We start from the raw sequence: 21,818 nt of genomic DNA, 5'->3' as shown, positions 1-21,818 counted from the left end.
ACGCAGCCGTTCCCGGCGCGGGGGTCAGGCGGCATCGAGTTCGGGATAGTGGCGGAAGATGCCGTCGGTGTTGAACGGCAGCCGCCGCTCGCTCGCGCAATAGGCGCGGATTCCCGGCAGATCGGCGACCGCATCATGCAGCCGCACCAGCGCCGGATAGCGCGGCTCGAGCGTCGCCATCCGCTGCGGAAACATGTAGCGCAGCCCCTCGACGATCTGGAACAGCGAGGTGTCGCCATAGCTCCAGCGATGATCGAACAGCCAGTCGCCCGATCCCTGGCGTGCCGCCGCTTCGAAATGATCGAGGAACTTGGGCAACCGCTCCTCGCGGAACTGCGCCGCGGCGCGGGCGGCCTCCGGCTTTTGGTGGTCATAATAGTCCATCATCGCCACCGGGTGGTGGACGTTGTGCACCTCGGCGACGAGGTCGGCGACGGTCAGCTGCACCTGGTTGAGCCAGGAGCGGTCGGCGAGTCCGGACGGCGCGAGATCGTGCTGCTGGCCGAGGAACTGGAGGATGTTGGCGACCTGCGCGATCGCATGGCCGTCGAGCGCCAGATAGGGCGGTGCATAGGGGCCGCGACCGGTGGCGGCGCGCGTCTCGAGATCGGCGAGCATCGCTTCCGCGCCCTCGATTCGCGCGCAATCGTCATAGGCGATGCCGGCGGCTTCGAAGGCGAGCCGGACGAACTCGCCCCGGCCCTGGATCGTCGGCCAGTACCACAGGCGATAGCGCATGACTTATTCTCCCGGTGCGCTCGCCTTGATGGCGAGGGCATGGATCCGCGTCGACAACAGATCGGCGAGGGCTTGGTTCACCGCCCGTTGCCGCGCGACCCGGCTCTGTCCGGCGAAGGCGGGGCTCTCGACGATCACCGAGAAGTGCGATTCGCCGGTGCCGTCGTCGCCGCTATGGCCGGCGTGCAGGTGGCTGTCGTTGCGCACTTCGAGCCGGCTCGGGGCGAGGGCGGCGGTGAGCCGGGCGGCGATGATTTCGGCGAGCGGAGCGGCGGTGGCGGTGTCGGTCATCGCGCCTATATATCGGCATTGCGCCAATTAGGGAGCGTTCGTGACGCGCGCGAGTGACAAGAAGGACCGGCCGCAGACGCGGTTCCATGGCCGGATGGAAGCACAGGGGCGGATCTGCGCCGAGCCGGGTTGCCCCGAACCGGGCGAGTTCCGCGCGCCGCCGATCGAAGGCGCGGCGAGCGGCAACGGGCCGGGCGCCTTCCGCTGGATGTGCCTCGACCACGTCCGCGCGTTCAACCGCGGCTACAATTATTTCGACGGCATGACCGCGGACGAGATCCATCAGGCGCAGCGCCCGATGGCCGGCTGGGAAAGCGAGACGCGCGCCTTTTCGCGCGCGGGGACCGGCGATCCCGGGCCGCGCTGGGCCGATTTCAGCGATCCGCTCGACGCGATCGGTGCGCGCTACCGCCGCGAGGTCGCGCCCGAGCGGAGCGACGGCAAGCCGCTGTCCGGGCAGGATCGCGCCAGCCTCAAGGTGCTGGGGCTGGCGGCGGACGCGGACCGGCAGGCCCTGCGCAAACGCTATTCGGAGCTCGTCCGCCGCTACCACCCCGACCGCAACGGCGGCGACCGCAGCCACGAAGCGCGCCTGCAGTCGGTGATCGCCGCGTACCAGCAGTTGCGACAGGCGCCGGCCTTCGCGTGAGCGCGGCGGCGTCACGCCGAGCGCGCAGCGCCCGCGGCGACTTGACGACAGGACAATCCCTTTCCACTGCTTTCCCGTTGCGCCATTCGCTCGCTTCGCGCGTTGGGGAGGGCCGCCTGTGATCTGCCATCTTCGATACGGTGCCCCGACCCGATGACCGATATTTCCAATACCCAGCCTGACAGCCGCGAGACGACGATCCTCGACGCGCCCGACAAGATGGTCGGCGTGCGCGACCTGTTCGGCATCGACAGCGACATGCAGGTGCCCGCGTTCAGCGAGGCGGACGAACGCGTCCCCGATCTCGATCCCGCCTATGTCTTCGATCCCGACACGACGATGGCGGTGCTGGCGGGCTTCGCGCACAACCGCCGCGTGATGGTGCAGGGCTATCACGGCACCGGCAAGTCGAGCCATATCGAGCAGGTCGCGGCACGGCTCAACTGGCCGTGCATCCGCATCAACCTCGACGCGCATATCAGCCGTATCGACCTCGTCGGGCGCGACGCGATCGTGCTGCGCGACGGCCAACAGGTCACCGAATTCCGCGAGGGCCTGTTGCCCTGGGCTTTGCAGACGCCGACCGCCTTGGTCTTCGACGAATATGATGCCGGCCGCCCCGATGTGATGTTCGTCATCCAGCGCGTGCTGGAGACGGAGGGCAAGCTGACGCTGCTCGACCAGAACCGCGTCATCCGTCCGAGCCCGTGGTTCCGCCTGTTCGCCACCGCCAATACGGTCGGCCTCGGCGACACCAGCGGCCTCTATCACGGCACGCAGCAGATCAACCAGGGTCAGATGGATCGCTGGAACATCGTCGTCACGCTCAACTATCTGCCCGCCGCGGTCGAATCGCAGATCGTGCTCGCCAAGTCCGGCGAATATGACAAGCCCGAGGGCAAGAAGACCGTCGACCAGATGGTCCGCGTCGCCGACATGACGCGCAAGGGCTTCATCAACGGCGACATCTCGACGGTGATGAGTCCGCGCACGGTGATCACCTGGGCGCAGAACACGCTGATCTTCGGCGATGTCGGCTTCGCCTTCCGGTTGAGCTTCCTCAACAAGTGCGACGAGAACGAACGTTCCCTCGTGGCGGAATATTACCAGCGCGTGTTCGGCAAGGACCTGCCGGAAAGCGTGGTGGGGAAGGCATAAGGAGGCGGGCATGACGAGGGCCGAAGCGCTGCGGCGGTTGCGGTCGTGCGAGGGTGAGTTGCGGCAACTCGGCATCACCCGGCTGTCGATGTTCGGCTCGACCGCGCGTGACGAGGCGCGCGACGATTCGGACGTCGATCTGGTCGCGAGCGTCGATTACGATGCGATCCGCGCGCTCGGCCCGTTCGGCTATTTCGGGATCGAGGGGAAGATCGAGGCGATGCTTGGGGCAAAGGTCGATTTCATGACGGAAGCCTCGTTGGAGCCGCCGTTGCAGGCACAGGTCGATCAGGATCGCGTGCATGTCTTTTGATCGCATACGCAGCCGGCTCGAGCATATCGTCCTCTATGCCGACCGGATCGCCGGATATCTCGATGGCTATGACTTCGGCCGGTACCGCGCCGACGTGCGGACGGTCGATGCCGTCGAGCGATGTATCGAGCGCATCGCGGAGGCGGTGGTGCAGATCGGCGCGGAGCCTGCCGCGGCACTCGGCCTACCGATACCGTTCAACGACGTGCGCAGCCTCGGTAATCGGCTGCGGCACGATTATAGCCGGATCGACCCCCACGTGATCTATGACACGGCGCGACGCGACATTCCCGCGCTGCGAGACGCCGCGCAACGCGCATTGGACAGCTGAATGGCCACCGACACTCCTCTCGACCGGTTCAAGGCGGTCCTCACCGGCACGGCGCGCGCGATCGCCGAGGAGCCCGAGCTCGATCTCGGCTTTACTGCCGACACGCCCGCGCAATCGGGCAAGCATATCAAGGTACCGATGCCGGCCCGCACGCTGCCGGCGGATCAGGTGGCGGAGGCGCGCGGCTTTTCCGACGGCTTCGCGCTGCGGCTCAAGCATCACGACAGCGCACTCCATCAGCGCCATGCGCCGGCCGAGGCAGTGGCGCGCTCGGTGTTCGACGCGGTCGAGGGCGCGCGGGTCGAGGCGCTCGGCAGCCGTGGCTATGCCGGGATAACCGACAATCTCGCCCAGGCGCTCGACGTCAGGATGCGCAGCGATCCGATCACGCGCGCGCGCAGCCGTGAGGAGGTGCCGCTCGCCACCGCGCTGTCGCTGCTCGTCCGCGAGCGGCTGACCGGGCTGGAAGCACCTGCCGCGGCGGCGCCGGGTCTCGCGCTGGTGCGCGACTGGATCGATCAACGCACCGACCTGTCGAGCCTCGCGCTGGCGCTCGACGACCAGCGCGCCTTCCAGAGTCTCGCGATGAAGATGCTCGAGGAGCTCGAGCTGGTCGAGGGCGAGGTGCTGCCCGAAAATGCCGACGAGGGCGGCTCGGAGGACGAGGGCACCGACGAGCAGCAGCAGGACGAGGGCGAGGAGGACGAGCAGCAGGACGGCGGCGAGGGCGAGGCGGAGGTCGATGCCCGCGGCGAATCGCAACCGGCGGACAGCGACGAGGGCGAGGGCGAGGAGTCCGGCGAGGAGTCGATGAGCGACCTCGACGGCGAGCCCGGCGACGACGGCGACGACGGCATGCAGCCGGTCCGCCCCAATCGCCCGAACAGCGACTTCATGCCGCAGTTCGAATACAAGCCGTGGACGACGCAATTCGACGAGGTCGTCGCCGCCACCGACCTGTGCGACGCCGAGGAGCTGGCGCGGTTGCGCGGCTATCTCGACCAGCAGCTCGCGCATCTGCAATCGGCGGTGTCGAAGCTCGCCAACCGGCTGCAGCGGCGGCTGATGGCGCAGCAGTCGCGCGCCTGGGACTTCGATCAGGACGAAGGCATGCTCGACGCGGCGCGGCTCGCCCGCGTCGTCGTCACGCCCGGCCAGTCGTTGAGCTACAAGATCGAGCGCGAGACCGATTTCCGCGACACGGTGGTGACGCTGCTGATCGACAATTCGGGATCGATGCGCGGGCGGCCGATCGGCATCGCCGCGATCAGCGCGGATATCCTCGCGCGGACGCTGGAACGGTGCGGTGTGAAGACCGAGATCCTCGGCTTCACCACCCGCGCGTGGAAGGGCGGGCAGGCGCGTGAGACGTGGCTGGCCGCGGGACGGCCGCCGCAGCCGGGGCGGCTCAACGACATCCGCCATATCGTCTACAAGAAAGCGGACGAACCGTGGCGGCGGGCGCGCACCAATCTCGGCCTGATGATGCGCGAAGGGCTGCTCAAGGAGAATATCGACGGCGAGGCGCTGCTCTGGGCGCACAGCCGCCTGCTCGCGCGGCCCGAGGAGCGGCGTATCCTGATGGTGATCAGCGACGGCGCGCCGGTCGACGATTCGACGCTGTCGGTCAATTCGGGCAGCTATCTGGAGCGTCATCTGCGCCAGGTGATCGGCTGGATCGAGGCCAAGTCGCCGGTCGAGCTGGTCGCGATCGGCATCGGCCACGACGTGACGCGCTATTATGCGCGGGCGGTGACGATCATGGATGCCGAGCAGCTCGGCGGCACGATCATCGAACAGCTCGCCGCCCTGTTCGACACGCCGTGACGCCATCCGTCGCGCGTCCCTTCCCACGATCATCGGAGAGTTCATGACCAAGACGGCATTCATCACCGGCGCCACCGCCGGGATCGGCGCGGCGGCGGCGGAGGCGTTCGTCGCGGCGGGATGGCGGGTGATCGCGACCGGGCGCCGCACCGAGCGGCTCGACACCCTGCGCGCGAAGCTGGGTGACGCGGTCCACACGCTCGCCTTCGACGTCGCCGACGAGGCGGCCGCCGGCGCGGCGATCGACGGGCTGCCGGAGGATTGGCGCGACATCGACCTGCTGATCAACAACGCCGGCCTTGCGCTCGGCACCAAGCCGGCGCAGGAGGCGAAGCTCGACGACTGGCGGACGATGATCGCGACCAACGTCACCGCGCTCGTCGCGCTCACCCACCGGTTGCTCCCCGCGCTGATCGCGCGGCGCGGCGCGATCATCAACCTGTCGTCGGTCGCCGCGACCTATCCCTATACCGGCGGCAACGTCTATGGCGGCACCAAGGCGTTCGTCGAGCAATTCTCGCTGGGGCTGCGATCGGACCTGCACGGCAAGGGCGTCCGCGTCACCTCGATCGAACCGGGCATGGTCGAGACCGAATTCACCACGATCCGCACCGGCGGCGACCAGGCGGCGTCGGACGCACTTTACAAGGGCGCCGACCCGATGACCGCCGCGGATATCGCCGCGACGATGCTGTGGGTGGCGACGCTGCCGCCGCATCTCAACATCAACCGGCTCGAACTGATGCCGGTCAGCCAGTCGTTCGCCGGCTTTCAGGTCGCCCGCGCCGGCTAATCGACTTCGGCGCATGGGTCGCGCAGCCGGCTGGAGAGGAAGCCGATCAACGCCTCGACCCGCGCCGGGCGCAGCGCGCTCGGCGGGGTGAGCAGGTGGAGGCCGATCGCCGCCGCCGACCAGTCGGGCAGGATCGTCACCACCGCACCGCTCGCGATATGCGGGCCGACGATGAAGCCGGGCAGTCGCGCGATGCCGAGACCGGCGATCAGCGTCGGCAGCAGCGCCTCGCCGCTGTTGGCGATCAGCGGCCCCTGCGGCCGGATCGCAACGTCGCGGCCGTCGGCATGCTGGAAGCGCCACGGCGCGGAGGCGTTCGAATAGCCGAGCACGCGATGGCGGGTCAGGTCGCCGGGCTGCTCCGGCGTGCCGTGCGCGGCGAGATAGGCGGGCGCGGCGACGAGATGCATCCGCACCTCGCAGAGCCGACGGCCGCGCAGGCTGCTGTCGGGCAGGTCGCCGATGCGCAAGGCGACATCGAACCCTTCGGCGACGATGTCGACGCGTGCGTCGGACAGGTGCAGATCGATCTCCACCCCCGGATGTTCGGCGAGGAATTCGGCGAGCAGCGGCGCGACGCTGCGCACCCCGAAGCTCATCGGCGCGGCGAGCCGGATGCGGCCGGTCGGCGCGCTCAGCGCATCGCGTGCGGCTTCCTCGGCGGCCTGCGCCTCGGCGAGGATGCGCCCGGCGTGCGCGGCGAGCGGTTTGCCCGCCTCGGTCAGCGCCAGCCGCCGCGAGGTGCGGTGGAACAGCGACTGGCCGATCTGCTCCTCGAGCCGGGTGATCGCCTTCGACACCGTCGCCTTGCTGAGGCCGATCGTCTCGGCGGCGGCGCTGAACGATTTATGTTCGGCGACCGCGGCGAAGATCGCCCAGGCTTCGAGATCGGGTAGGCGCATCATGGCTCCTTCGCTGGCGAGTGGCTGACCGCTATCAGCGCCGGCGGTGCCGTTCCATCGATTTGCGCGCTAGAATAGGATCATCCAGTAGAGGAAGACGCCATGCGTGCCGAAGACATCCTGCCGGACGAGGCCAGTTTCGTCGAACGCGACGGCATGATGCTGCGCAAGGGTACGGTGGCGGCGTTCCTCGCCAATGCGCGGACGTGGCTCGATGCGCAGGCGACGCCGGAGCAGGTCGCCGCGGCGGCAGCGGCGATGCTGGCGGCGCGGCCGGCTTTGGTGGCGCTCGGGCTGTTCGACATCCTCGTGCCGCGCGACCCGCGGCTGGCCGCGCTGCTGACCGGGTGAGCCGGGGAACCGGGTGCGGAAACGGACGGTTTCCAGCGCGCCGGTTTACCCATCGGGTCAGCGCGGCCATGTAGGGTCGGATACGAAACGCGGAGATGTCTGGATGACCAAGGTTCTGGTGCTTTATTATTCGTCCTACGGCCATATCGAGCAGATGGCCGATGCCGTCGCCGAAGGCGCCCGCGCCGGCGGTGCCGAGGTCGACATCCGCCGCGTCGCCGAAACCGCGCCCGACGAGGTGGTCAAGGCCGCGCATTTCAAGACCGATACCGCGCATCCGCTGATCGAAGGACCCGACGCGCTCGCCGACTATGACGCGATCATCGTCGGCGCGCCGACCCGCTACGGCCGCATGCCGGCGCAGATGGCCGCCTTCTGGGATACCACCGGCGGGCTGTGGATGCGCGGCGGCCTGATCGGCAAGGTCGGCGGCGCCTTCACCTCGACCGCCAGCCAGCATGGCGGCCAGGAGACGACGCTCTTCTCGATCATCACCAACCTGCTGCATCATGGCATGACCATCGTCGGCCTCGACTACGGCTATCAGGCGCAGGGCGGGGTCAAGGAAGTCCATGGCGGCACGCCTTATGGCGCCTCGACGATCGCCGATGGCGACGGCAGCCGCCAGCCGAGCCAGATCGACCTCGACGGCGCGCGCTACCAGGGCAAGCGCATCGCCGAGACGGCCGCCAAGCTCAAGTGAGATGAGGGCGCGGCGCGCGGAAACGCGGGCCGCCCTTCAACCCTCGTTGCCCCGGAGGTGATCCGGGGCGATTGGGGCCGGGAACGGCGTGTCGCCGTCGGCTCGTCCCGCGCCCGGACGGCGGCGCTGAGACTTGGCCGAAGTCGCTCCGCCGCCTCGGACGCCTCGTCACCCCAGACTTGTTCCGGAGTCCATGGTGCCGCGAAATCGACGGCGCCTGATCGCGGAACGGTGGATGCCGGAACAAGCCCGGCATGACGGTGGGGCGTAACGCGAGGCTCGAGCGGGCCATGGTAGCGACCGAAGCCAGCGCGTCTCGCCGGATATCGCCCCGGTCGCCACGATTGGCGCACCGCCGTAAACCCGCCTACACTCCTCCCATGTCGACCCAGCCGCCCCGCCTGCCGCCGCCCGCGCCCGAGGATGCCGCGGCGCGCAACATGCGGCTGCTCGTGCTGCTGCGCTGGATGGCGGTCGGCGGCCAGCTCGCGGCGATCCTCATTGTCCGGTACGGGCTCGGCATCGATCTACCGGTGGTGGCGATGGGGGTGGTGCTCGCCGCGCTGGTCATGCTCAACGTCATGACCTGGCTCGGCCATCCGCATTGGCCGGTGACCAATTTCCAGCTGTTCGGTTCGCTCGCCTGCGATGTCGCCGCGCTGTCGGCGCAATTGTATCTCAGCGGCGGGCCGGCCAATCCCTTCATCTCGCTCTACTTCCTTCAGGTGGTGATGGGCGCGGTGCTGCTTCATGCCTGGTCGAGCTGGGTGCTGGTCGGGCTCGCCTCGGTCGCGCTCGGGCTGGTCGCGTGGCTCAGCCCGCCGCTGGCGCTGCCGCCGTGGTTCGCGTCGCATCTGTCGCCGGTCTATATCGTCGGGCTGTGGGCGAATTTCGTGCTCGCCGCGGTCCTGCTGGTGCTGTTCGTGACGCGCATCGCCGCCAATCTGCGCAGCCGCGACGCGCATCTCGCGACGATGCGGCAGCGCGCGGCGGAGCAGGACCAGATCGTCCGCATGGGTTTGCTCGCCAGCGGTGCGGCGCACGAGCTCGGCACGCCGCTCGCCTCGATCCTCGTGCTGCTCGGCGACTGGCGAAGCGAACCGGCGATCCGCGGCGACGCGCGGCTCGCCGCCGAGGTCGATGAGATGCAGGCGGAGGTGCTGCGCTGCAAGACGATCGTCTCCGGCATCCTGTTCGCCGCCGGCGAGGTCACCGGCGAGGCGCCCGAGCGGACCACCCTGCGCCGTTTCCTCTCGGGCCTCGTCGCGGTGTGGCCGGGGCGGGTGACCTATGACGATCGGCTCGGCGAGGATCGCGCGATCGTCGCCGACAAGGCGCTCGGCCAGGCGCTGACCAATGTGTTCGACAATGCCGCGGAGGCGGGCGCCGGCGAGATCACGCTGACCGCGGCGATCGACGCGGCGACGATCGTGCTGACCGTGCGCGACGACGGCGGCGGCTTCTCGCCCGCCGTGCTCGCCGGGATCGGTCGCCCCTATAACACCAGCAAGGACCGGCGCGGGGCGGGGCTGGGGCTGTTCCTCGCCACCAATGTCCTGCGCACGCTCGGCGGCACGCTCACTGCGCGGAACGTTGCCGGCGGTGCGGAGCTGGTGCTGCGGCTGCCGGTCGCGGCGCTGGCGCTGGAGGAGGAGGCACGATGAGCGGACGGCTGTTGATCGTCGAGGACGATGCCAATTTCGCGCGTACGCTCGGCCGGTCGTTCGAGCGGCGCGGCTATGCGGTGACGATGCTCCCCAGTCCGGAGGGGATCGAGGCGACGGTTGCAGCCTTCGCGCCGGACCATGCGGTGGTCGACCTGCGGCTCGGCGGGGCGTCGGGGCTGAGCTGTGTCGCGACGCTGCATGCGCTCGATCCCGCGATGCGGATCGTCGTGCTGACCGGCTTCGCCAGCATCGCCACCGCCGTCGAGGCGATCAAGCTCGGCGCGACCAATTACCTGACCAAGCCCGCCAATACCGACGATATCGAGGCGGCGTTTGCGCGCGTCGACGGCGATGCCGGCGCGACGATCGCCGCAGCGCCGCCGACCTCGATCAAAACGCTGGAATGGGAGCATATCCACCAGACGCTCGCCGATGTGGACTTCAACATCTCCGAAGCGGCGCGGCGGCTCGGCATGCACCGGCGGACGTTGGCGCGGAAGCTCGACAAGAAGCATATGGGGTGAAGGCCTATTCCTCCCCGGCACGGGGAGGAGCCTATTTCAGCAGCTTGGGTCCCTCCGCCTGGATCACGTCGCGGATCTTGCCCGCGAACAGGCCGAGGAAGCCGGGCAGGTCGACCACCGCATGGACGTTGCTGTCCGACACGGTCGCGCGGCAGCCGATCGCCTGACCCATGGCGGTCACGGTGAAATGCATCGTATCCCCCTCCCAGCGATGCTCGACGCCGGCGCCGCCGGGGATCAGCCGGCCGATCTTGCCGATGCCGCCGTCAAGCCGGTCGCGGACCGCGGCCTTGCCGAGGCTGTGGGGGATATTGACTTCGATGGGCGCGCTCATGCCGGATCCTTGCTCGTTGCGAACAGCATCGCATCATCGCCGAACGCCTTGAACTCGAGCGCGTTGCCCGACGGATCGGCAAAGAACATGGTCGCCTGCTCGCCCGCCTGGCCGGGAAAGCGGATGTGCGGCGCGATGCCGAAGGTCACGCCCGCGGCGGCGACGCGCTCGCTGAGGCTGCGCCAGTCGGCCATGGTCAGGACGACGCCGAAATGCGGCACCGGGACGTGGTGGCCGTCGACTTCGTTGGCGTGAGGCACCGCGCGCGCGGCGGGATCGAGATGCGCGACGATCTGATGACCGTAGAGATCGAAGTCGATCCATTGGTCGCTCGATCGCCCCTCCGGACAGCCGAGCACGCCGCCGTAGAAGGCGCGGGCCGCAGCCAGATCGTGGACCGGAAAGGCGAGGTGGAAGGGGCGCAGCGTCATGGCGCCACGATTAGGCGAGCGGGCGGGGGGAGGCCACCGCTAATCCTTGCCGCGGCCCGGCCGGCCGTGACAGAGGCGCGGGGATGACTGTTCCCTTGCCTGCGCTCGGCCTCGACTTCGGCACCACCAACACCGTCGCGGCGATTGCGGCCGGCACCGCCGCCGACCTCGTCCCGCTCGACGCGCCCGATGGCGAGGAGCCGGTGTTCCGCTCGGCGCTGTGCTTCTGGGAGGACGCGGAGGTGCGCGGCGGCCTCGCGTCGGAGGCGGGGCCGTGGGCGATCCGCGAATATCTCGAATTTCCGGAAGGCAGCCGCTTCCTGCAATCGTTCAAGTCGGTCGCCGCCAGCGCGAGCTTCGATCATGCCAATGTCTTCGAGCGGCGGCTGCGCTTCGAGGATCTCGGCGCGCTGTTCCTCGCCAAATTGCGGGCACGGGCACGCGGGCGGCTCAATGGGCCGATCGCCCGCGTCGTCGTCGGCCGGCCGGTCGCTTATGCCGGCAGCCGCCCCGACGAGGCGCTCGCACGCCAGCGCTACGATCAGGTGTTCGGCGCACTCGGTGCAGAGGTGCATTACGTCTACGAACCGCTCGGCGCGGCGTTCAGCTATGCGGCGCGGCTGAGCGAGCAGGCGACCATCCTCGTCGCCGATTTCGGCGGCGGCACCAGCGACTTCTCGGTGGTGCGCGTCGACGTGCCGGGTGCGGCGCGGCGCTGCGTGCCGCTGGGTCACGCCGGGGTCGGCATCGCCGGCGACCGGTTCGATCAGCGCATCCTCGAACGGCTGGTGCTGCCGTTGCTCGGCAAGGGCGGCAGCTACCGGTCGTTCGACAAGATCCTCGAAATCCCCGCCGGCTATTTCGCCGACTTCGCCGACTGGTCGCGCCTCGCCTTGATGCGCAACCGGCGGACGCTCGCCGAGCTCGACAAATTGCGCCGCGCCGCACTCGATCCCGATGCGATCGGACGGATGATCGCGGTGATCGAACAGGAACTGGGCTACCACCTCTACGACGCGATCGGTGCGGTGAAGCGGGCGTTGTCGAGCGCCGAACAGGCGCGCTTCACCTTCGAAGGCGCCGGGCTCCGAATCGCCGCGGAGGTGACGCGCGACGCGTTCGAGACGTGGATCGCGCCGGATATCGCGCGTATCGACGCCGCGGTCGACGAGGCCTTGTCGCGTGCCGGAGTAGCGGCGGCGGCGATCGACCGCGCCTTCCTGACCGGCGGCACCTCGCTGACGCCGCGCATCCGCCGCCTGTTCGCCGAACGGTTCGGCGCGGCGCGGATCGCCACCGGCGGCGAGCTGACGTCGATCGCGCACGGCCTCGCGCTGATCGGCCTGCAGGACGATATCGCCGCCTGGACCAGCTGAGACGCGGGCGGGGAGGACTTTGCCGCCGCTGCGCGCTACAGGCGCGATCATGCGCTTCCTGACCCGCCGTCCTGCCCTTGCCGCCCTGTCGCTCGGTGCGATCGCCGCGACGGGTTTCGCGCCGTTGCAGCTCTGGCCGCTGACGTTGCTGGGGCTCGCCGGGCTGGCCGCGCTGGTGCACCGCGCGGAGACGGGGCGGCGCGCCCTGTGGCTCGGCTGGTGCTGGGGCCTCGGCCATTTCACGATCAACAACAACTGGTTCCAGCACGCCTTCGACTTTCAGGACAAGATGCCGCCGGTGCTCGGCTATTTCGCCGCGGTGGCGCTGGCGCTGTATCTGGCGGTCTTTCCGATGGCGGCGGCCTGGGTCAGCTGGCGGGTGGGCCGGCGCGGCGCGCCCGACGCCGGCTATGCGCTGGTCTTCGCCGCCGCGTGGATCGCCGCCGAATATCTGCGCTCGGTGCTGATGAGCGGCTATGCCTGGGATCCGATCGCGGTGATCTGGCTGCCGGTGATCGGCGTCGCGCGGCTGTCGGCGTGGATCGGCACCTATGCCCTGTCGGGGGTGACGGTGCTGGCGGCGGTGTCGCTGCTGCTGCTCACCCGGCGGCGCTGGCATCTGCCCGCCGCGCTCGCCGCAATGCTGACGCTGGCCGCCGTCTCGGCGCTCTGGACCAACGCGCCGCCAACTCCGCGCTCCGCGCCATTGTTGCGCGTCGTCCAGCCTAATATCGGGCAGGACGCACGCGGCGAGGGCGACCAGGAGGTGATGCTCGCCGCGCTGATCCGCCAGTCGGGGCGGCCGGGGCCGCGGCCGCGGCTGGTGCTGTGGCCCGAAGGCGTGATGCGCGACTATCTGGAGAGCGGCTATCCGCGCTGGATCTATTTCGGTCAGAGTCCGCTGTTCAACCGCTGGCGGCTGGCGCGGCTGCTCGGCCCGCGTGACGTGCTGATGACCGGCCACACGCCGCTGCGCTTCGACGCCAAGGGCGATGTCGCCGGCGCGTCCAATTCGGTGTTCGCCATCGACGCGCGCGCGCGCATCGTCGGCCGCTACGACAAGGCGCATCTGGTGCCGTTCGGCGAATATCTGCCGGTACCGTGGCTGCTCAGGCCGCTCGGCCTCGCGCGGCTGGTACCGGGCGATTTCGACTTTGACGACGGCCCAGGGCCGCGCACGCTCGTCATCCCCGGCTTCGGCGCGATCGGCTTCCAGATCTGTTACGAGATCATCTTCTCGGGCCGCACGGTGGACGAGGCGCATCGACCGGCGATCATCTTCAATCCGTCGACCGACGCCTGGTTCGGCCGCTGGGGGCCGCCGCAGCATCTCGCCCAGGCGCGGATGCGCGCGATCGAGGAGGGGCTGCCGATCGTGCGTTCGACTCCGACCGGCATTTCGGCGGTGATCGCCGCCGATGGGCGGCTGCTCGCCACGGTTCCGCATGAGACGGCGGGGGCGATCGAGCTGCCGATGCCGACGCCCTTGCCGCCCACGCTGTTCAGCCGATTGGGCAATTGGGCGGCACTGATCGTCGCGCTCGGCTTCGCGGTGGCGGCGATTGCCATCCGCCGGTCCGCGCGTTAGGAGCGGTCATATAAAGGCATCTTTATATCGTTATGAGGCAGTGATGCGCAGCAGCTATATCTTCACGTCCGAGTCCGTTTCCGAAGGCCATCCCGACAAGGTCGCCGACCAGATCAGCGACACGATCGTCGATCTGTTCCTGTCCAAGGACCCGGAGGCGCGCATCGCCTGCGAGACGCTGACCACCACCAACCTCGTCGTGCTGGCGGGCGAGATCCGCTGCAAGGGCGTGTACGAGAACGGCGCCTGGGCCGACGGCGCGCTCGCCGAGATCGAGGCCGCGGTGCGCGCGACGGTGAAGCGGATCGGCTACGAACAGTCGGGCTTCCACTGGGAGACCTTCGACTTCCAGAACAATCTCCACGGCCAGTCGGCGGAGATCGCGATGGGCGTCGACGAGGGGTCGAACAAGGACGAGGGCGCGGGCGACCAGGGCATCATGTTCGGTTACGCCACCGACGAGACGCCCGGCCTGATGCCGGCGACGCTCTATTACAGTCACAAGATCCTCGAGACGATGGCGGCCGACCGTCATTCGGGCAAGGCGCCGTTCCTCGAGCCCGACGCCAAGAGCCAGGTGACGCTGCAATATGAGAATGGCGTGCCGGTGCGCGCGGTCGCGCTCGTCGTCTCGACGCAGCACAAGGCGGGCTATTGCCTGCAGGGCGACAATGCCGATGCCGCCAAGTACGACGTGCTGAAGGAGTATGTCACCGGCGTGCTCAAGAGCACCCTGCCGGAGGGCTTCGTCACCGACGAGACCAAGGTCTATATCAACCCGACCGGCGCGTTCGAGATCGGCGGTCCCGATGGCGACGCCGGCGTCACCGGCCGCAAGATCATCGTCGACACCTATGGCGGCGCCGCGCCGCACGGCGGCGGCGCATTCAGCGGCAAGGATCCGACCAAGGTCGATCGCTCGGCCGCCTATGTCGCGCGCTACCTTGCCAAGAACGTCGTCGCGGCGGGCCTTGCCAAGCGCTGCACGATCCAGCTCAGCTATGCGATCGGCATCGCCGAGCCGCTGTCGGTCTATGTCGACACGCACGGCACCGGCACGGTCGACGAGGCGAAGCTGGAGCAGGTGCTGCCGCAGCTCGTCCGGCTGACGCCCAAGGGCATCCGCCAGCACCTCAAGCTCAACGCGCCGATCTATGTGAAGTCGGCCGCCTACGGCCACTTCGGTCGCGAGCCCGAAGGCGACCTGTTCACCTGGGAAAAGACCGATCTGGTCGACCGGCTCAAGGCCGCCGTCGCCTGATCGGCATCACGCCGCCTCTCGCGCCCGGCGCGGGAGGTGGTCTGCTCAGCGGCGATAGGCGTCGTTGATCGAGGCGATCCACCCGGCCTTGGCCGGGGCTGTCGTACCGCGCGGCTGACGCGCTTCGTCGAGATCGACCGGCTCCTCGAAGCGAATGCCGGCGAGCCGCTCCTTCGCCCAGACGACTTCGCCGACCAGATCGGTGATCCGCCCCATCACCAGACCGATCCGCATCCCGGCGGTCAGTTCGCCGTCATGATCGACGCAGGCGCCCGACCGTGACAGGTTGCGCACGCGCCGTTCGCTGCTGGCGCCGCCGGGCGGGGTGATGAGCGCGCGGACGATGACGCTGTTGCGCTTTTCGCGGGGAGGTTCGGTCGGGATGGTCATAACGGTTCCGTATTGAGGCGTTAGCATGAGGGACAGCTAAAACCCAATGGGTCCTGTGCTAACGTCCTAGCCGCTCGTCCGTGCCGTGCGGGGCGAGCCGTCTGAACGCCGCGTCGACCAACGCCTCCGACAGCCAGCCGATCGCACCGCCGACGAGCACGTCGGTGAGATAATGATTGCCCGCCACCGGCTGGATCGCCGCCACCGCGATCGCGCCGATCGCCGCCGGCGCGGCGGCACCGTCGATCTCGCGCGCCGCCGCCCGCGCCACCGCCACGGCGCCCGCGGTATGGCCCGACGGGAAGGAGTTGAGCTGGTGATCGTCGCTGTCGCCGGGTTCGAAGCGATCGTCGCCCTCGTCGATCGCCTTTCTGGGGCGCGCCCGGTCGATTGAATGTTTGATCGCGCTCTTCGCCGCAGTGGCGACGAGGTGCGCGGCGAGCATCCTGGCGCCGCCGCGCATCAGGTCGCGGCGCCCGCCGACCACCCCCGCCGCGATCGTTGCGATCGAGGCGGTGATGAGTTGCGGCTGATCGGCGATTTCGCCGACCCAGCTGGCCCATTGCACCGGCGCGCTGTCCTTCTCGGCCGCGGCGTCATGGGTCAGCCTGCGGTCGACCTGCTCGATCCGCTTCGCGGCGGTTTCCGTCTTGCTCACGCGTCATCCCCCTGCGGCATCTCGCCGCGGACCTGGCCGTGCGCGAGCACCGCGAAGATGCCGGCGCCGCCGACGAGATTGCCGAGGACCGCCGGCGCGATCAGCGCGAACAGCGTCTGCGCCACGCCGATCCGGCCGGCGAACATCAGCAGGAACGCCTCGCTCGATCCGACGATCGAATGGCTGAAGCCGGCGATGACCAGCAGATAGGTGAAGGCGACGATCACCAGCACGCTCTGGCTGCGCGCATTGGGCAGCGCCCAGGCGAGGATCGCGATCATGAAGCCGGCCGGGATCGCATTGACGAAGGTCCGCCCCGCCGACAATTCGGTGATGCTCGACGAGATGGCCAGCGCCGCGGCGCGGATCTCCTCGTTCCCGATCACGCCCTGGGCGATGGCGAGTCCGGCGATCGCGGTGCCGCAGAGATTGGCGAAAAGGACGATCCCCCACAGCCGCACCGTCCGCCACAGCGCCCAGCGTGACGGCCGCGTCACCAGCGGCAGCATCGCGGTGATCGTGCTTTCGGTGAACAATTGCATCCGCCCGAGGATCACCGCGAGGAAGCCGATCGGATAGCCGAAGCCGGTAACCAGTTCGCGCCACGGTGTATCGGGCAGCGCGGCATGCAGCGCCGCCTCGGTCAGCAGCGAGACGCTGATCGCGATGCCGGCGGCGAGCGCCGACCAGAACAATTGCATCGCCGGGCGACGCAGCTCGTCCTCTCCCGATTCGCGCACCGTCTTGTGCAGCGTCTTGGCGTCTGCCGCCTTCAGCGTATCGTCATCGGGTGTATCGTCGGCCATCAGCGGTGCAACACTCCGTCCGGCGGCTTTGCTCCACCGCGTGCGCGATTGTGGCGTTTCCCTGCAAGGCGTTGTGTTCTACGGCGCGCGGCCATGAACGATCCCGCCACCATCCGCCGCCTGTACGGCCGTCGTCAGGGCCACAAGTTACGCCTCGGCCAGGCGGCGCTCGTCGAGGAGACGCTCGCGCCGCTCAGCGTGCCCGAGGCGGGGCCGCTCGACGCGACGACGCTGTTCGGGGACGACCGGCCGCTGGAACTCGAGATCGGCTTCGGCGCGGGCGAGCATCTCGCCGGGCAGGCGGCGATGCGTCCGGACACCGGCTTCATCGGCTGCGAGCCGTTCCTCAACGGCGTCGTCGGGGCGCTCGGTCATATCCGCGATGGCGGGCTGACCAACGTCCGCCTGCACATGGGCGACGCGCTCGACGTCGTTGAACGGCTGCCCGACGCGAGCCTGTCGCGCGTCTATCTGCTCCACCCCGATCCCTGGCCCAAGGCGCGGCATGCCAAGCGCCGCATGGTCAACCACGGTCCGCTCGACGCGATCGCCGCCAAGCTCAAGCCGGGCGCCGAATTCCGGCTCGGCACCGACGACCCGACCTATTGCCGCTGGGCGATGATGATCATGAACCAGCGCCGCGACTTCGTCTGGACCGCCACGACGCCGCACGATTTCCTCACCCGCCCCGACGACTGGCCCGAGACGCGCTACGAGCGCAAGGCACGCCGGCAGGGGCATGAGGTGTGGTATTTCCGGTACGTCCGCCAGTAGCTCCGCCTAGCGCCACAGGGCGACGATCGCCTGCACCAGCGTGGCGCCGCCGAGCGGGGCGAAGACCAGCATGACGAGGTTGACGCCGACGACGATCTCCATCGTCTTGCGCTGGCGCGGGGTAAAGCGGCGGCGGGCAGGTTCGGGCTCCCAGCGCGGCGGGGGCGGGACTTCGCGGAAATCGACGAACATCAATCCCTCCGTGCCGCCCATCGGCGACGTTTACCCAAGAACCGCTCAGCGGCGGCGCTTGCCCTTGCGCGGCGTCGGCGCGGGCGAGGGCGGCACCGACACCGCGACCAACGGCAACAGCCGTGCGATCGTCCGCACGCCGTCGACCGCCGGATCGGCCGGAAACTGCGCGCGCGCCTTGGCGAAGATGAAGCGCGCGCGGGCCGCACCGGGCGCAGTCGCGCTGGTGCCAACCCACCGCCAGTGCCACGGTTCCCATTTGACGTGCTGCCGGTTGCCGCCGGGAAAGGACATTTCGAAGCCGAAGCGCGGCGCATTGGCGACCAGCCAGCGCGCGGCCGGCGTCGCCGCCATACAGCCTTCGGCGTCGGGACAGCCGTTGGCGGGCCGCACCGCAAAGTCGAGCGCATAGCCGGTGGCATGTTCGCTATGCCCCGGCGGCGCGACCGAGATCGCGCGCGTCGCATCGCCGAGGCCGCCTGCCTCGGGATGATCGCGGCAGAAGACGCTCGCCTGGCGCAGGATCGACCGGTGGCAGGAGAGCGCGCGCAACTGGCCCATCACCGCCGGATCGCCGCGCGCCGCGGCGAGCAGCCGTTCGAGATCGGGGATCATGTCGCGGCGCAACTGGCAGTCGTGCAGCGCGAAGCCCGGCGGCGCGGCGACGAGGTCGTCGGGCGGCGCGTCGCCATAGGGCAGATGGCCGTAGACCCGCCCGTCGCTCGCCATGCTCGCCGAGGCGCCCGCGCAGACCTGCGCCGTCGCCGGCGTGGCGAGCGACATCGTGGCGAGCAGAAGAGCGGCGCGGCGCATCGCGCGCCTCTGGCGCGGACGGGCAGGGAGTGGCAAGGCGTTTCTCATGCATGGCGACCGCGTATTGTTCATCGACGGCGAGGCTCTGGTCATCGACAAGCCTGCCGGCTTGCCGGTCGACAAGCCGCGCGACGGCTCCCTCAGCCTGGAGAATCATCTCGATTCGCTGAAATTCGGCTTTCAGCGCTGGCCGACGCCGGTGCACCGGCTCGATCGCGACACCAGCGGCTGCCTGCTGCTGTCGCGCAACCCCAAGGCGCAGGCGCGCTTCCAGCAGGCGTTCGAGCGCGGCGCGGTGGAGAAGCGCTATCTCGCCATCCTCGCCGGCGTGCCGGCGGCGGGCGAGGGGGTGATCGACCTCGCGCTCGGCAAGGTGAGCACGCGCGAGACCGGCTGGCGGATCGTCGCCGATCCCGACGGCAAGGCGGCACGGACCGCGTGGCGGCTGATCGCCGAACGCGACGGCCGCGCGCTCGTCGAGTTCCGCCCGGCGACCGGCCGCACGCACCAGATCCGCGTCCATGCCGCGACCGGCCTCGGCCTGCCGGTGATCGGTGATCCGGTTTACGGTGCGGGCGAGCGGGGCGGGATGATGCTCCACGCCGCCGCACTCACCGTGCCGCGCGAGGGCAAGGAGCCGATCGCCGCCGAAGCGCCGCTGCCCGAGCGGTTCGGCGTCTGGCCGGAGCTCGCACCGGCGCCGCCCGCCGCCTGAGCCCGACGCCGATGCCGCTGATCCAGGTGACGCGATCGATCGCGATCGACGAGCGCGAGGTGGAGGAAAGCTTCACCCGCGCCTCCGGGCCCGGCGGCCAGCACGTCAACACCACCGACAGCGCGGTGCTGCTCCGCTTCGACGTCTGGGGCTCGCCCAATCTGCCCGATCTGGTCAAGCAGCGGCTGACCGTGCTCGCCGGTTCGCGGCTCAGCAAGGAGGGCGTGCTGACGCTGCGCGGCGAGAGCAACCGCTCGCAGGAGCTCAACCGCCGCGAGGTGCGCGAACGGCTGGTCGCGCTGATCCAGGAAGCGACGATCATCCCCAAGAAACGCCGCCCGACCAAGCCGAGCAAGACCGCCAAGGCCCGCCGCGTCGACGAGAAGAAGGGCCGCAGCTCGATCAAGGCGGGGCGGGGGCGGGTGCGGCTCGATTAGCCGGATGACCGCGCGACGTGCGCAGCGGAGGTGACGCGCCGCATCGGCGCGCCTACATCGGCGGCATGTACCAGTTCGACATCACCGCCGGCGCCAAGGCCGATCTCTACCGTGACCTCCGCGCGGCGCTCGACGCGCTGACCGCCGACGAGCCTGACGCGATCGCCAACATGGCCAATGCCGCAGCGCTGCTGTGGCAATATCTGCCCGATCTCAACTGGGCGGGCTTCTACCGCTTCGTCGCGGATGAGCTCGTGCTGGGGCCGTTCCAGGGCAAGGCGGCGTGCATCCGCATCCCGCTCGGCAAGGGGGTGTGCGGCACCGCGGCGGCGACGCATACGACGCAGCTGGTCGAGGACGTCCACGCCTTTCCCGGCCATATCGCCTGCGATGCGGCGAGCCGGTCGGAGCTGGTCGTGCCGATCGTCCGCGACGGCATGCTGATCGGCGTGATCGATCTCGACAGTCCCGTGCCGGCGCGCTTCGATGCCGAGGATGCGGCGGGGTGCGAATCGCTGGCGGCGTTGCTGGCCGAGCGGCTGCGCTGATCCGAAACGGGACGGCGGCGATGCTGGTGAGTCCGGAGGCGAAATGATAGGCGGTGCGTTAAGATTTTGGTAAGCTTCGGGGCGAGGGGCGGCGCACCGGCGACAGGGAGATGACGATGCGGACGTGGTGGATTGCGACGGCCGGCCTGATGCTGGGCTCTGTTCACGGTGCCGAAGCGCAACGCGTGGTGACGCCGGGGCCGGGGCCGATGGTGCAGCCGGGCACGAGCTACCCTGCGCCGACGGGCGTCGCGCCCGCGACGCGGCTGCAATCGTGGCAGGCACCGCGCGGCCCGCGCCCGGCCCCGGTCGCGCGCCCAGCGACGATGCGCTGGGGCAGCAAGATCGACGGCCATTGGTGGGGCGGTGCCAACGCCCCCGGCGGCTGGCGTGCCTATCGCCGGCCGTATCGCGGCTATGCCTTGCCGAGCTATTGGATCGCGCCGCGGTTCTACGTCACCGACTGGCAGGCTTATGGTCTCAGCCGACCGATGCCCGGCTATAACTGGGTGCGCTATTACGACGATGCGGTGCTGATCGATGCGCGCGGCTCGGTCTTCGATACGCGCGACGGCGTCGATTGGGACGGGACCGGCGTCGGTTATGGCCAGGACGATCGCGTCTATGCCGACGGCGGTTACGACGATCGGGGCTATGACGATCGGGGCTATGACGATCGGGGTTATGACGACCGCGGCTATGACGACCGGGCGCGCTATGACGATCGCGCACCCCGGCGCAGCAACGGCGTCGGCGGCGCGGTCGCCGGTGCGGCGGTCGGCGGGGTCGCCGGCAACGTCATCGCCGGGCGCGGCAACCGGCTCGGCGGCACGGTGATCGGCGCCGGCGTCGGTGCGGCGGCGGGCTATGCGATCGATCGCGCCGGGAATCGCCGCGCGCCGCCGCCGCCGCCGCCGCCGCCGCCCGCACCCTATCGCCACGACTATGAGGTGCCGGTGGCGCCCGAAGGCCCGCCGCCGGTCGCCTATGCGCCGGGCGGATCGTCGTGGCGCTCGTCCGACGGCACGACGACGGTGACGACGTCGAGCGGCGGCAGCGGCTATTATCGCGACGGCTATTATTATCCGGCATCGTCCTCGACGACAGTGGTGATCCAGAGCGCGCCGGTGGTGACGACGACCACCACCGAGACGTTCGAGGACCATGTCACCTACACGCGCCGGCCGGCGGTGCGCAGCAAGACGCGTCGCGTCTGGCGGCCCGCGCCGCGCTGCAACTGCCGCTGAG

28 protein-coding genes are annotated in these 21,818 nt (G+C 69.5%); 18 read left to right on the top strand and 10 right to left on the bottom strand.

The annotated features are described in order from the left end of the window. Positions 1 to 24: 24 nt before the first annotated feature. Positions 25 to 738 (bottom strand): glutathione S-transferase, encoded by a 714-nt coding sequence (locus tag PBN85_RS13025; RefSeq protein WP_271299257.1) that lies wholly within the window; start codon positions 736 to 738, stop codon positions 25 to 27. Between the two features lie 3 nt (positions 739 to 741). Next, the gene (locus PBN85_RS13020; protein ID WP_271299256.1) at positions 742 to 1,029 is read right to left on the bottom strand and encodes a BolA family protein; all 288 of its coding nucleotides are present in this window, start codon (positions 1,027 to 1,029) and stop codon (positions 742 to 744) included. Between the two features lie 94 nt (positions 1,030 to 1,123). On the opposite strand from PBN85_RS13020, the gene PBN85_RS13015 reads away from it, so the two are divergent. From PBN85_RS13015 to PBN85_RS12990, 6 genes are all read left to right on the top strand, one after another. Continuing rightward, entirely contained in the window at positions 1,124 to 1,678 is a 555-nt protein-coding gene (locus PBN85_RS13015) for a J domain-containing protein (RefSeq protein WP_200870372.1), read from the top strand. Positions 1,679 to 1,831: 153 nt separating this feature from the next. Further along, positions 1,832 to 2,836: a cobaltochelatase subunit CobS gene (gene cobS / locus PBN85_RS13010; RefSeq protein ID WP_271299255.1), complete on the top strand. Its 1,005-nt coding sequence runs from the start codon at positions 1,832 to 1,834 to the stop codon at positions 2,834 to 2,836. A gap of 10 nt (positions 2,837 to 2,846) precedes the next feature. Further along, a complete protein-coding gene (locus PBN85_RS13005) occupies positions 2,847 to 3,149 on the top strand; it encodes a nucleotidyltransferase family protein (protein WP_037532757.1) in 303 nt (100 codons plus the stop codon). After that, on the top strand, positions 3,139 to 3,480 hold the full coding sequence (locus PBN85_RS13000; protein ID WP_271299254.1) for a HepT-like ribonuclease domain-containing protein: 342 nt from the start codon (positions 3,139 to 3,141) through the stop codon (positions 3,478 to 3,480). The genes PBN85_RS13005 and PBN85_RS13000 overlap by 11 nt, the downstream gene beginning before the upstream one ends. Further along, positions 3,481 to 5,307, top strand: coding sequence for a cobaltochelatase subunit CobT (gene cobT, locus PBN85_RS12995; RefSeq protein WP_037532763.1), 1,827 nt, complete (start codon positions 3,481 to 3,483; stop codon positions 5,305 to 5,307). A gap of 43 nt (positions 5,308 to 5,350) precedes the next feature. Continuing rightward, entirely contained in the window at positions 5,351 to 6,100 is a 750-nt protein-coding gene (locus PBN85_RS12990; RefSeq protein ID WP_037532765.1) for an SDR family NAD(P)-dependent oxidoreductase, read from the top strand. Here PBN85_RS12990 and PBN85_RS12985 read toward each other — a convergent pair. Next, positions 6,097 to 7,002 carry a LysR family transcriptional regulator gene (locus PBN85_RS12985; RefSeq protein ID WP_037532767.1) on the bottom strand — a complete coding sequence of 302 codons (906 nt, stop codon included), beginning with the start codon at positions 7,000 to 7,002 and terminating at the stop codon, positions 6,097 to 6,099. The genes PBN85_RS12990 and PBN85_RS12985 overlap by 4 nt on opposite strands. Positions 7,003 to 7,104: 102 nt before the next feature. Between PBN85_RS12985 and PBN85_RS12980 the strand changes: the two genes are divergently transcribed. From PBN85_RS12980 to PBN85_RS12965, 4 genes are all read left to right on the top strand, one after another. After that, positions 7,105 to 7,353, top strand: a complete 249-nt coding sequence (locus tag PBN85_RS12980; protein WP_271299253.1) for a hypothetical protein — start codon at positions 7,105 to 7,107, stop codon at positions 7,351 to 7,353. Between the two features lie 103 nt (positions 7,354 to 7,456). Then, positions 7,457 to 8,056: an NAD(P)H:quinone oxidoreductase gene (gene wrbA, locus PBN85_RS12975; RefSeq protein ID WP_037532772.1), complete on the top strand. Its 600-nt coding sequence runs from the start codon at positions 7,457 to 7,459 to the stop codon at positions 8,054 to 8,056. A 380-nt stretch (positions 8,057 to 8,436) separates the two neighbouring features. Then, the gene (locus PBN85_RS12970) at positions 8,437 to 9,720 is read left to right on the top strand and encodes an ATP-binding protein (protein WP_037532774.1); all 1,284 of its coding nucleotides are present in this window, start codon (positions 8,437 to 8,439) and stop codon (positions 9,718 to 9,720) included. Then, positions 9,717 to 10,247: a response regulator transcription factor gene (locus tag PBN85_RS12965; protein WP_037532777.1), complete on the top strand. Its 531-nt coding sequence runs from the start codon at positions 9,717 to 9,719 to the stop codon at positions 10,245 to 10,247. Before PBN85_RS12970 ends, PBN85_RS12965 begins: the two co-directional genes overlap by 4 nt. Positions 10,248 to 10,278: 31 nt before the next feature. Here the strand turns inward: PBN85_RS12965 and PBN85_RS12960 are convergent, their stop codons facing one another. Both PBN85_RS12960 and PBN85_RS12955 read right to left on the bottom strand, forming a co-directional pair. After that, the gene (locus PBN85_RS12960) at positions 10,279 to 10,581 is read right to left on the bottom strand and encodes a polyhydroxyalkanoic acid system family protein (protein WP_037532780.1); all 303 of its coding nucleotides are present in this window, start codon (positions 10,579 to 10,581) and stop codon (positions 10,279 to 10,281) included. Then, the gene (locus PBN85_RS12955; RefSeq protein WP_271299252.1) at positions 10,578 to 11,012 is read right to left on the bottom strand and encodes a VOC family protein; all 435 of its coding nucleotides are present in this window, start codon (positions 11,010 to 11,012) and stop codon (positions 10,578 to 10,580) included. Before PBN85_RS12955 ends, PBN85_RS12960 begins: the two co-directional genes overlap by 4 nt. 83 nt (positions 11,013 to 11,095) lie before the next feature. On the opposite strand from PBN85_RS12955, the gene PBN85_RS12950 reads away from it, so the two are divergent. The 3 genes from PBN85_RS12950 to metK are packed head-to-tail and all read left to right on the top strand — an operon-like array spanning position 11,096 to position 15,237. Next, positions 11,096 to 12,388: an Hsp70 family protein gene (locus PBN85_RS12950; RefSeq protein ID WP_271299251.1), complete on the top strand. Its 1,293-nt coding sequence runs from the start codon at positions 11,096 to 11,098 to the stop codon at positions 12,386 to 12,388. 49 nt (positions 12,389 to 12,437) lie between these two features. After that, complete coding sequence (lnt, locus tag PBN85_RS12945) at positions 12,438 to 13,976, top strand: apolipoprotein N-acyltransferase (RefSeq protein WP_271299250.1); 1,539 nt, start codon at positions 12,438 to 12,440, stop codon at positions 13,974 to 13,976. Between the two features lie 43 nt (positions 13,977 to 14,019). Then, the gene (gene metK, locus PBN85_RS12940; RefSeq protein WP_037532789.1) at positions 14,020 to 15,237 is read left to right on the top strand and encodes a methionine adenosyltransferase; all 1,218 of its coding nucleotides are present in this window, start codon (positions 14,020 to 14,022) and stop codon (positions 15,235 to 15,237) included. A gap of 45 nt (positions 15,238 to 15,282) precedes the next feature. Here metK and PBN85_RS12935 read toward each other — a convergent pair whose 3' ends face one another. Genes PBN85_RS12935 through PBN85_RS12925 form a run of 3 tightly spaced genes read right to left on the bottom strand, consistent with a single transcriptional unit; the run spans position 15,283 to position 17,091 of the window. Continuing rightward, complete coding sequence (locus PBN85_RS12935; RefSeq protein ID WP_037532791.1) at positions 15,283 to 15,627, bottom strand: PilZ domain-containing protein; 345 nt, start codon at positions 15,625 to 15,627, stop codon at positions 15,283 to 15,285. A 58-nt stretch (positions 15,628 to 15,685) separates the two neighbouring features. Continuing rightward, positions 15,686 to 16,285: a phosphatase PAP2 family protein gene (locus PBN85_RS12930; RefSeq protein WP_271299249.1), complete on the bottom strand. Its 600-nt coding sequence runs from the start codon at positions 16,283 to 16,285 to the stop codon at positions 15,686 to 15,688. Continuing rightward, positions 16,282 to 17,091 (bottom strand): formate/nitrite transporter family protein, encoded by an 810-nt coding sequence (locus tag PBN85_RS12925; protein ID WP_271299248.1) that lies wholly within the window; start codon positions 17,089 to 17,091, stop codon positions 16,282 to 16,284. Before PBN85_RS12925 ends, PBN85_RS12930 begins: the two co-directional genes overlap by 4 nt. Before the next feature lie 93 nt (positions 17,092 to 17,184). Between PBN85_RS12925 and trmB the strand changes: the two genes are divergently transcribed. Further along, positions 17,185 to 17,865: a tRNA (guanine(46)-N(7))-methyltransferase TrmB gene (trmB, locus tag PBN85_RS12920; protein ID WP_271299247.1), complete on the top strand. Its 681-nt coding sequence runs from the start codon at positions 17,185 to 17,187 to the stop codon at positions 17,863 to 17,865. A gap of 6 nt (positions 17,866 to 17,871) precedes the next feature. Here the strand turns inward: trmB and PBN85_RS12915 are convergent, their stop codons facing one another. Beyond that, entirely contained in the window at positions 17,872 to 18,057 is a 186-nt protein-coding gene (locus PBN85_RS12915; protein WP_037532797.1) for a hypothetical protein, read from the bottom strand. 45 nt (positions 18,058 to 18,102) lie between these two features. After that, positions 18,103 to 18,870, bottom strand: coding sequence for a M15 family metallopeptidase (locus PBN85_RS12910; protein ID WP_271299246.1), 768 nt, complete (start codon positions 18,868 to 18,870; stop codon positions 18,103 to 18,105). 46 nt (positions 18,871 to 18,916) lie between these two features. Between PBN85_RS12910 and PBN85_RS12905 the strand changes: the two genes are divergently transcribed. The 4 genes from PBN85_RS12905 to PBN85_RS12890 all read left to right on the top strand — a co-directional run bounded on the left by PBN85_RS12905 (position 18,917) and on the right by PBN85_RS12890 (position 21,817). After that, positions 18,917 to 19,585, top strand: a complete 669-nt coding sequence (locus PBN85_RS12905) for an RluA family pseudouridine synthase (RefSeq protein WP_271299245.1) — start codon at positions 18,917 to 18,919, stop codon at positions 19,583 to 19,585. An 11-nt stretch (positions 19,586 to 19,596) separates the two neighbouring features. Continuing rightward, positions 19,597 to 20,022 (top strand): alternative ribosome rescue aminoacyl-tRNA hydrolase ArfB, encoded by a 426-nt coding sequence (gene arfB / locus PBN85_RS12900; protein WP_037532802.1) that lies wholly within the window; start codon positions 19,597 to 19,599, stop codon positions 20,020 to 20,022. 65 nt (positions 20,023 to 20,087) lie between these two features. Then, the gene (locus tag PBN85_RS12895; RefSeq protein WP_037533236.1) at positions 20,088 to 20,570 is read left to right on the top strand and encodes a GAF domain-containing protein; all 483 of its coding nucleotides are present in this window, start codon (positions 20,088 to 20,090) and stop codon (positions 20,568 to 20,570) included. A 116-nt stretch (positions 20,571 to 20,686) separates the two neighbouring features. Then, entirely contained in the window at positions 20,687 to 21,817 is a 1,131-nt protein-coding gene (locus PBN85_RS12890; RefSeq protein ID WP_271299244.1) for an RcnB family protein, read from the top strand. The last annotated feature ends 1 nt before the right edge of the window (position 21,818 follow it).

This window comes from Sphingomonas sp. CV7422, assembly GCF_027945725.1.
Classification (GTDB): Bacteria; Pseudomonadota; Alphaproteobacteria; order Sphingomonadales; family Sphingomonadaceae; genus Sphingomonas; species Sphingomonas kyungheensis.
The sequence above is the reverse complement of the archived record's forward strand: the minus strand, read 5'-3'. Positions and strand labels throughout refer to the sequence as shown.

Bases quoted from the DNA above. Each gene is read 5' to 3' on its own strand.
- PBN85_RS12925 (WP_271299248.1), bottom strand. From the start codon at position 17,091: ATGGCCGACGATACACCCGATGACGATACGCTGAAGGCGGCAGACGCC.
- PBN85_RS12965 (WP_037532777.1), top strand. From the start codon at position 9,717: ATGAGCGGACGGCTGTTGATCGTCGAGGACGATGCCAATTTCGCGCGT.
- PBN85_RS12980 (WP_271299253.1), top strand. From the start codon at position 7,105: ATGCGTGCCGAAGACATCCTGCCGGACGAGGCCAGTTTCGTCGAACGC.
- PBN85_RS13000 (WP_271299254.1), top strand. From the start codon at position 3,139: ATGTCTTTTGATCGCATACGCAGCCGGCTCGAGCATATCGTCCTCTAT.
- PBN85_RS12955 (WP_271299252.1), bottom strand. From the start codon at position 11,012: ATGACGCTGCGCCCCTTCCACCTCGCCTTTCCGGTCCACGATCTGGCT.
- PBN85_RS12905 (WP_271299245.1), top strand. From the start codon at position 18,917: ATGCATGGCGACCGCGTATTGTTCATCGACGGCGAGGCTCTGGTCATC.
- PBN85_RS12895 (WP_037533236.1), top strand. From the start codon at position 20,088: ATGTACCAGTTCGACATCACCGCCGGCGCCAAGGCCGATCTCTACCGT.
- PBN85_RS12915 (WP_037532797.1), bottom strand. From the start codon at position 18,057: ATGTTCGTCGATTTCCGCGAAGTCCCGCCCCCGCCGCGCTGGGAGCCC.
- PBN85_RS13020 (WP_271299256.1), bottom strand. From the start codon at position 1,029: ATGACCGACACCGCCACCGCCGCTCCGCTCGCCGAAATCATCGCCGCC.
- PBN85_RS13025 (WP_271299257.1), bottom strand. From the start codon at position 738: ATGCGCTATCGCCTGTGGTACTGGCCGACGATCCAGGGCCGGGGCGAG.
- PBN85_RS12990 (WP_037532765.1), top strand. From the start codon at position 5,351: ATGACCAAGACGGCATTCATCACCGGCGCCACCGCCGGGATCGGCGCG.
- metK (WP_037532789.1), top strand. From the start codon at position 14,020: ATGCGCAGCAGCTATATCTTCACGTCCGAGTCCGTTTCCGAAGGCCAT.
- trmB (WP_271299247.1), top strand. From the start codon at position 17,185: ATGAACGATCCCGCCACCATCCGCCGCCTGTACGGCCGTCGTCAGGGC.
- PBN85_RS12960 (WP_037532780.1), bottom strand. From the start codon at position 10,581: ATGAGCGCGCCCATCGAAGTCAATATCCCCCACAGCCTCGGCAAGGCC.
- cobT (WP_037532763.1), top strand. From the start codon at position 3,481: ATGGCCACCGACACTCCTCTCGACCGGTTCAAGGCGGTCCTCACCGGC.
- cobS (WP_271299255.1), top strand. From the start codon at position 1,832: ATGACCGATATTTCCAATACCCAGCCTGACAGCCGCGAGACGACGATC.
- PBN85_RS12890 (WP_271299244.1), top strand. From the start codon at position 20,687: ATGCGGACGTGGTGGATTGCGACGGCCGGCCTGATGCTGGGCTCTGTT.
- PBN85_RS13015 (WP_200870372.1), top strand. From the start codon at position 1,124: ATGGAAGCACAGGGGCGGATCTGCGCCGAGCCGGGTTGCCCCGAACCG.
- PBN85_RS13005 (WP_037532757.1), top strand. From the start codon at position 2,847: ATGACGAGGGCCGAAGCGCTGCGGCGGTTGCGGTCGTGCGAGGGTGAG.
- wrbA (WP_037532772.1), top strand. From the start codon at position 7,457: ATGACCAAGGTTCTGGTGCTTTATTATTCGTCCTACGGCCATATCGAG.
- PBN85_RS12970 (WP_037532774.1), top strand. From the start codon at position 8,437: ATGTCGACCCAGCCGCCCCGCCTGCCGCCGCCCGCGCCCGAGGATGCC.
- arfB (WP_037532802.1), top strand. From the start codon at position 19,597: ATGCCGCTGATCCAGGTGACGCGATCGATCGCGATCGACGAGCGCGAG.
- PBN85_RS12985 (WP_037532767.1), bottom strand. From the start codon at position 7,002: ATGCGCCTACCCGATCTCGAAGCCTGGGCGATCTTCGCCGCGGTCGCC.
- lnt (WP_271299250.1), top strand. From the start codon at position 12,438: ATGCGCTTCCTGACCCGCCGTCCTGCCCTTGCCGCCCTGTCGCTCGGT.
- PBN85_RS12950 (WP_271299251.1), top strand. From the start codon at position 11,096: ATGACTGTTCCCTTGCCTGCGCTCGGCCTCGACTTCGGCACCACCAAC.
- PBN85_RS12935 (WP_037532791.1), bottom strand. From the start codon at position 15,627: ATGACCATCCCGACCGAACCTCCCCGCGAAAAGCGCAACAGCGTCATC.
- PBN85_RS12910 (WP_271299246.1), bottom strand. From the start codon at position 18,870: ATGCGCCGCGCCGCTCTTCTGCTCGCCACGATGTCGCTCGCCACGCCG.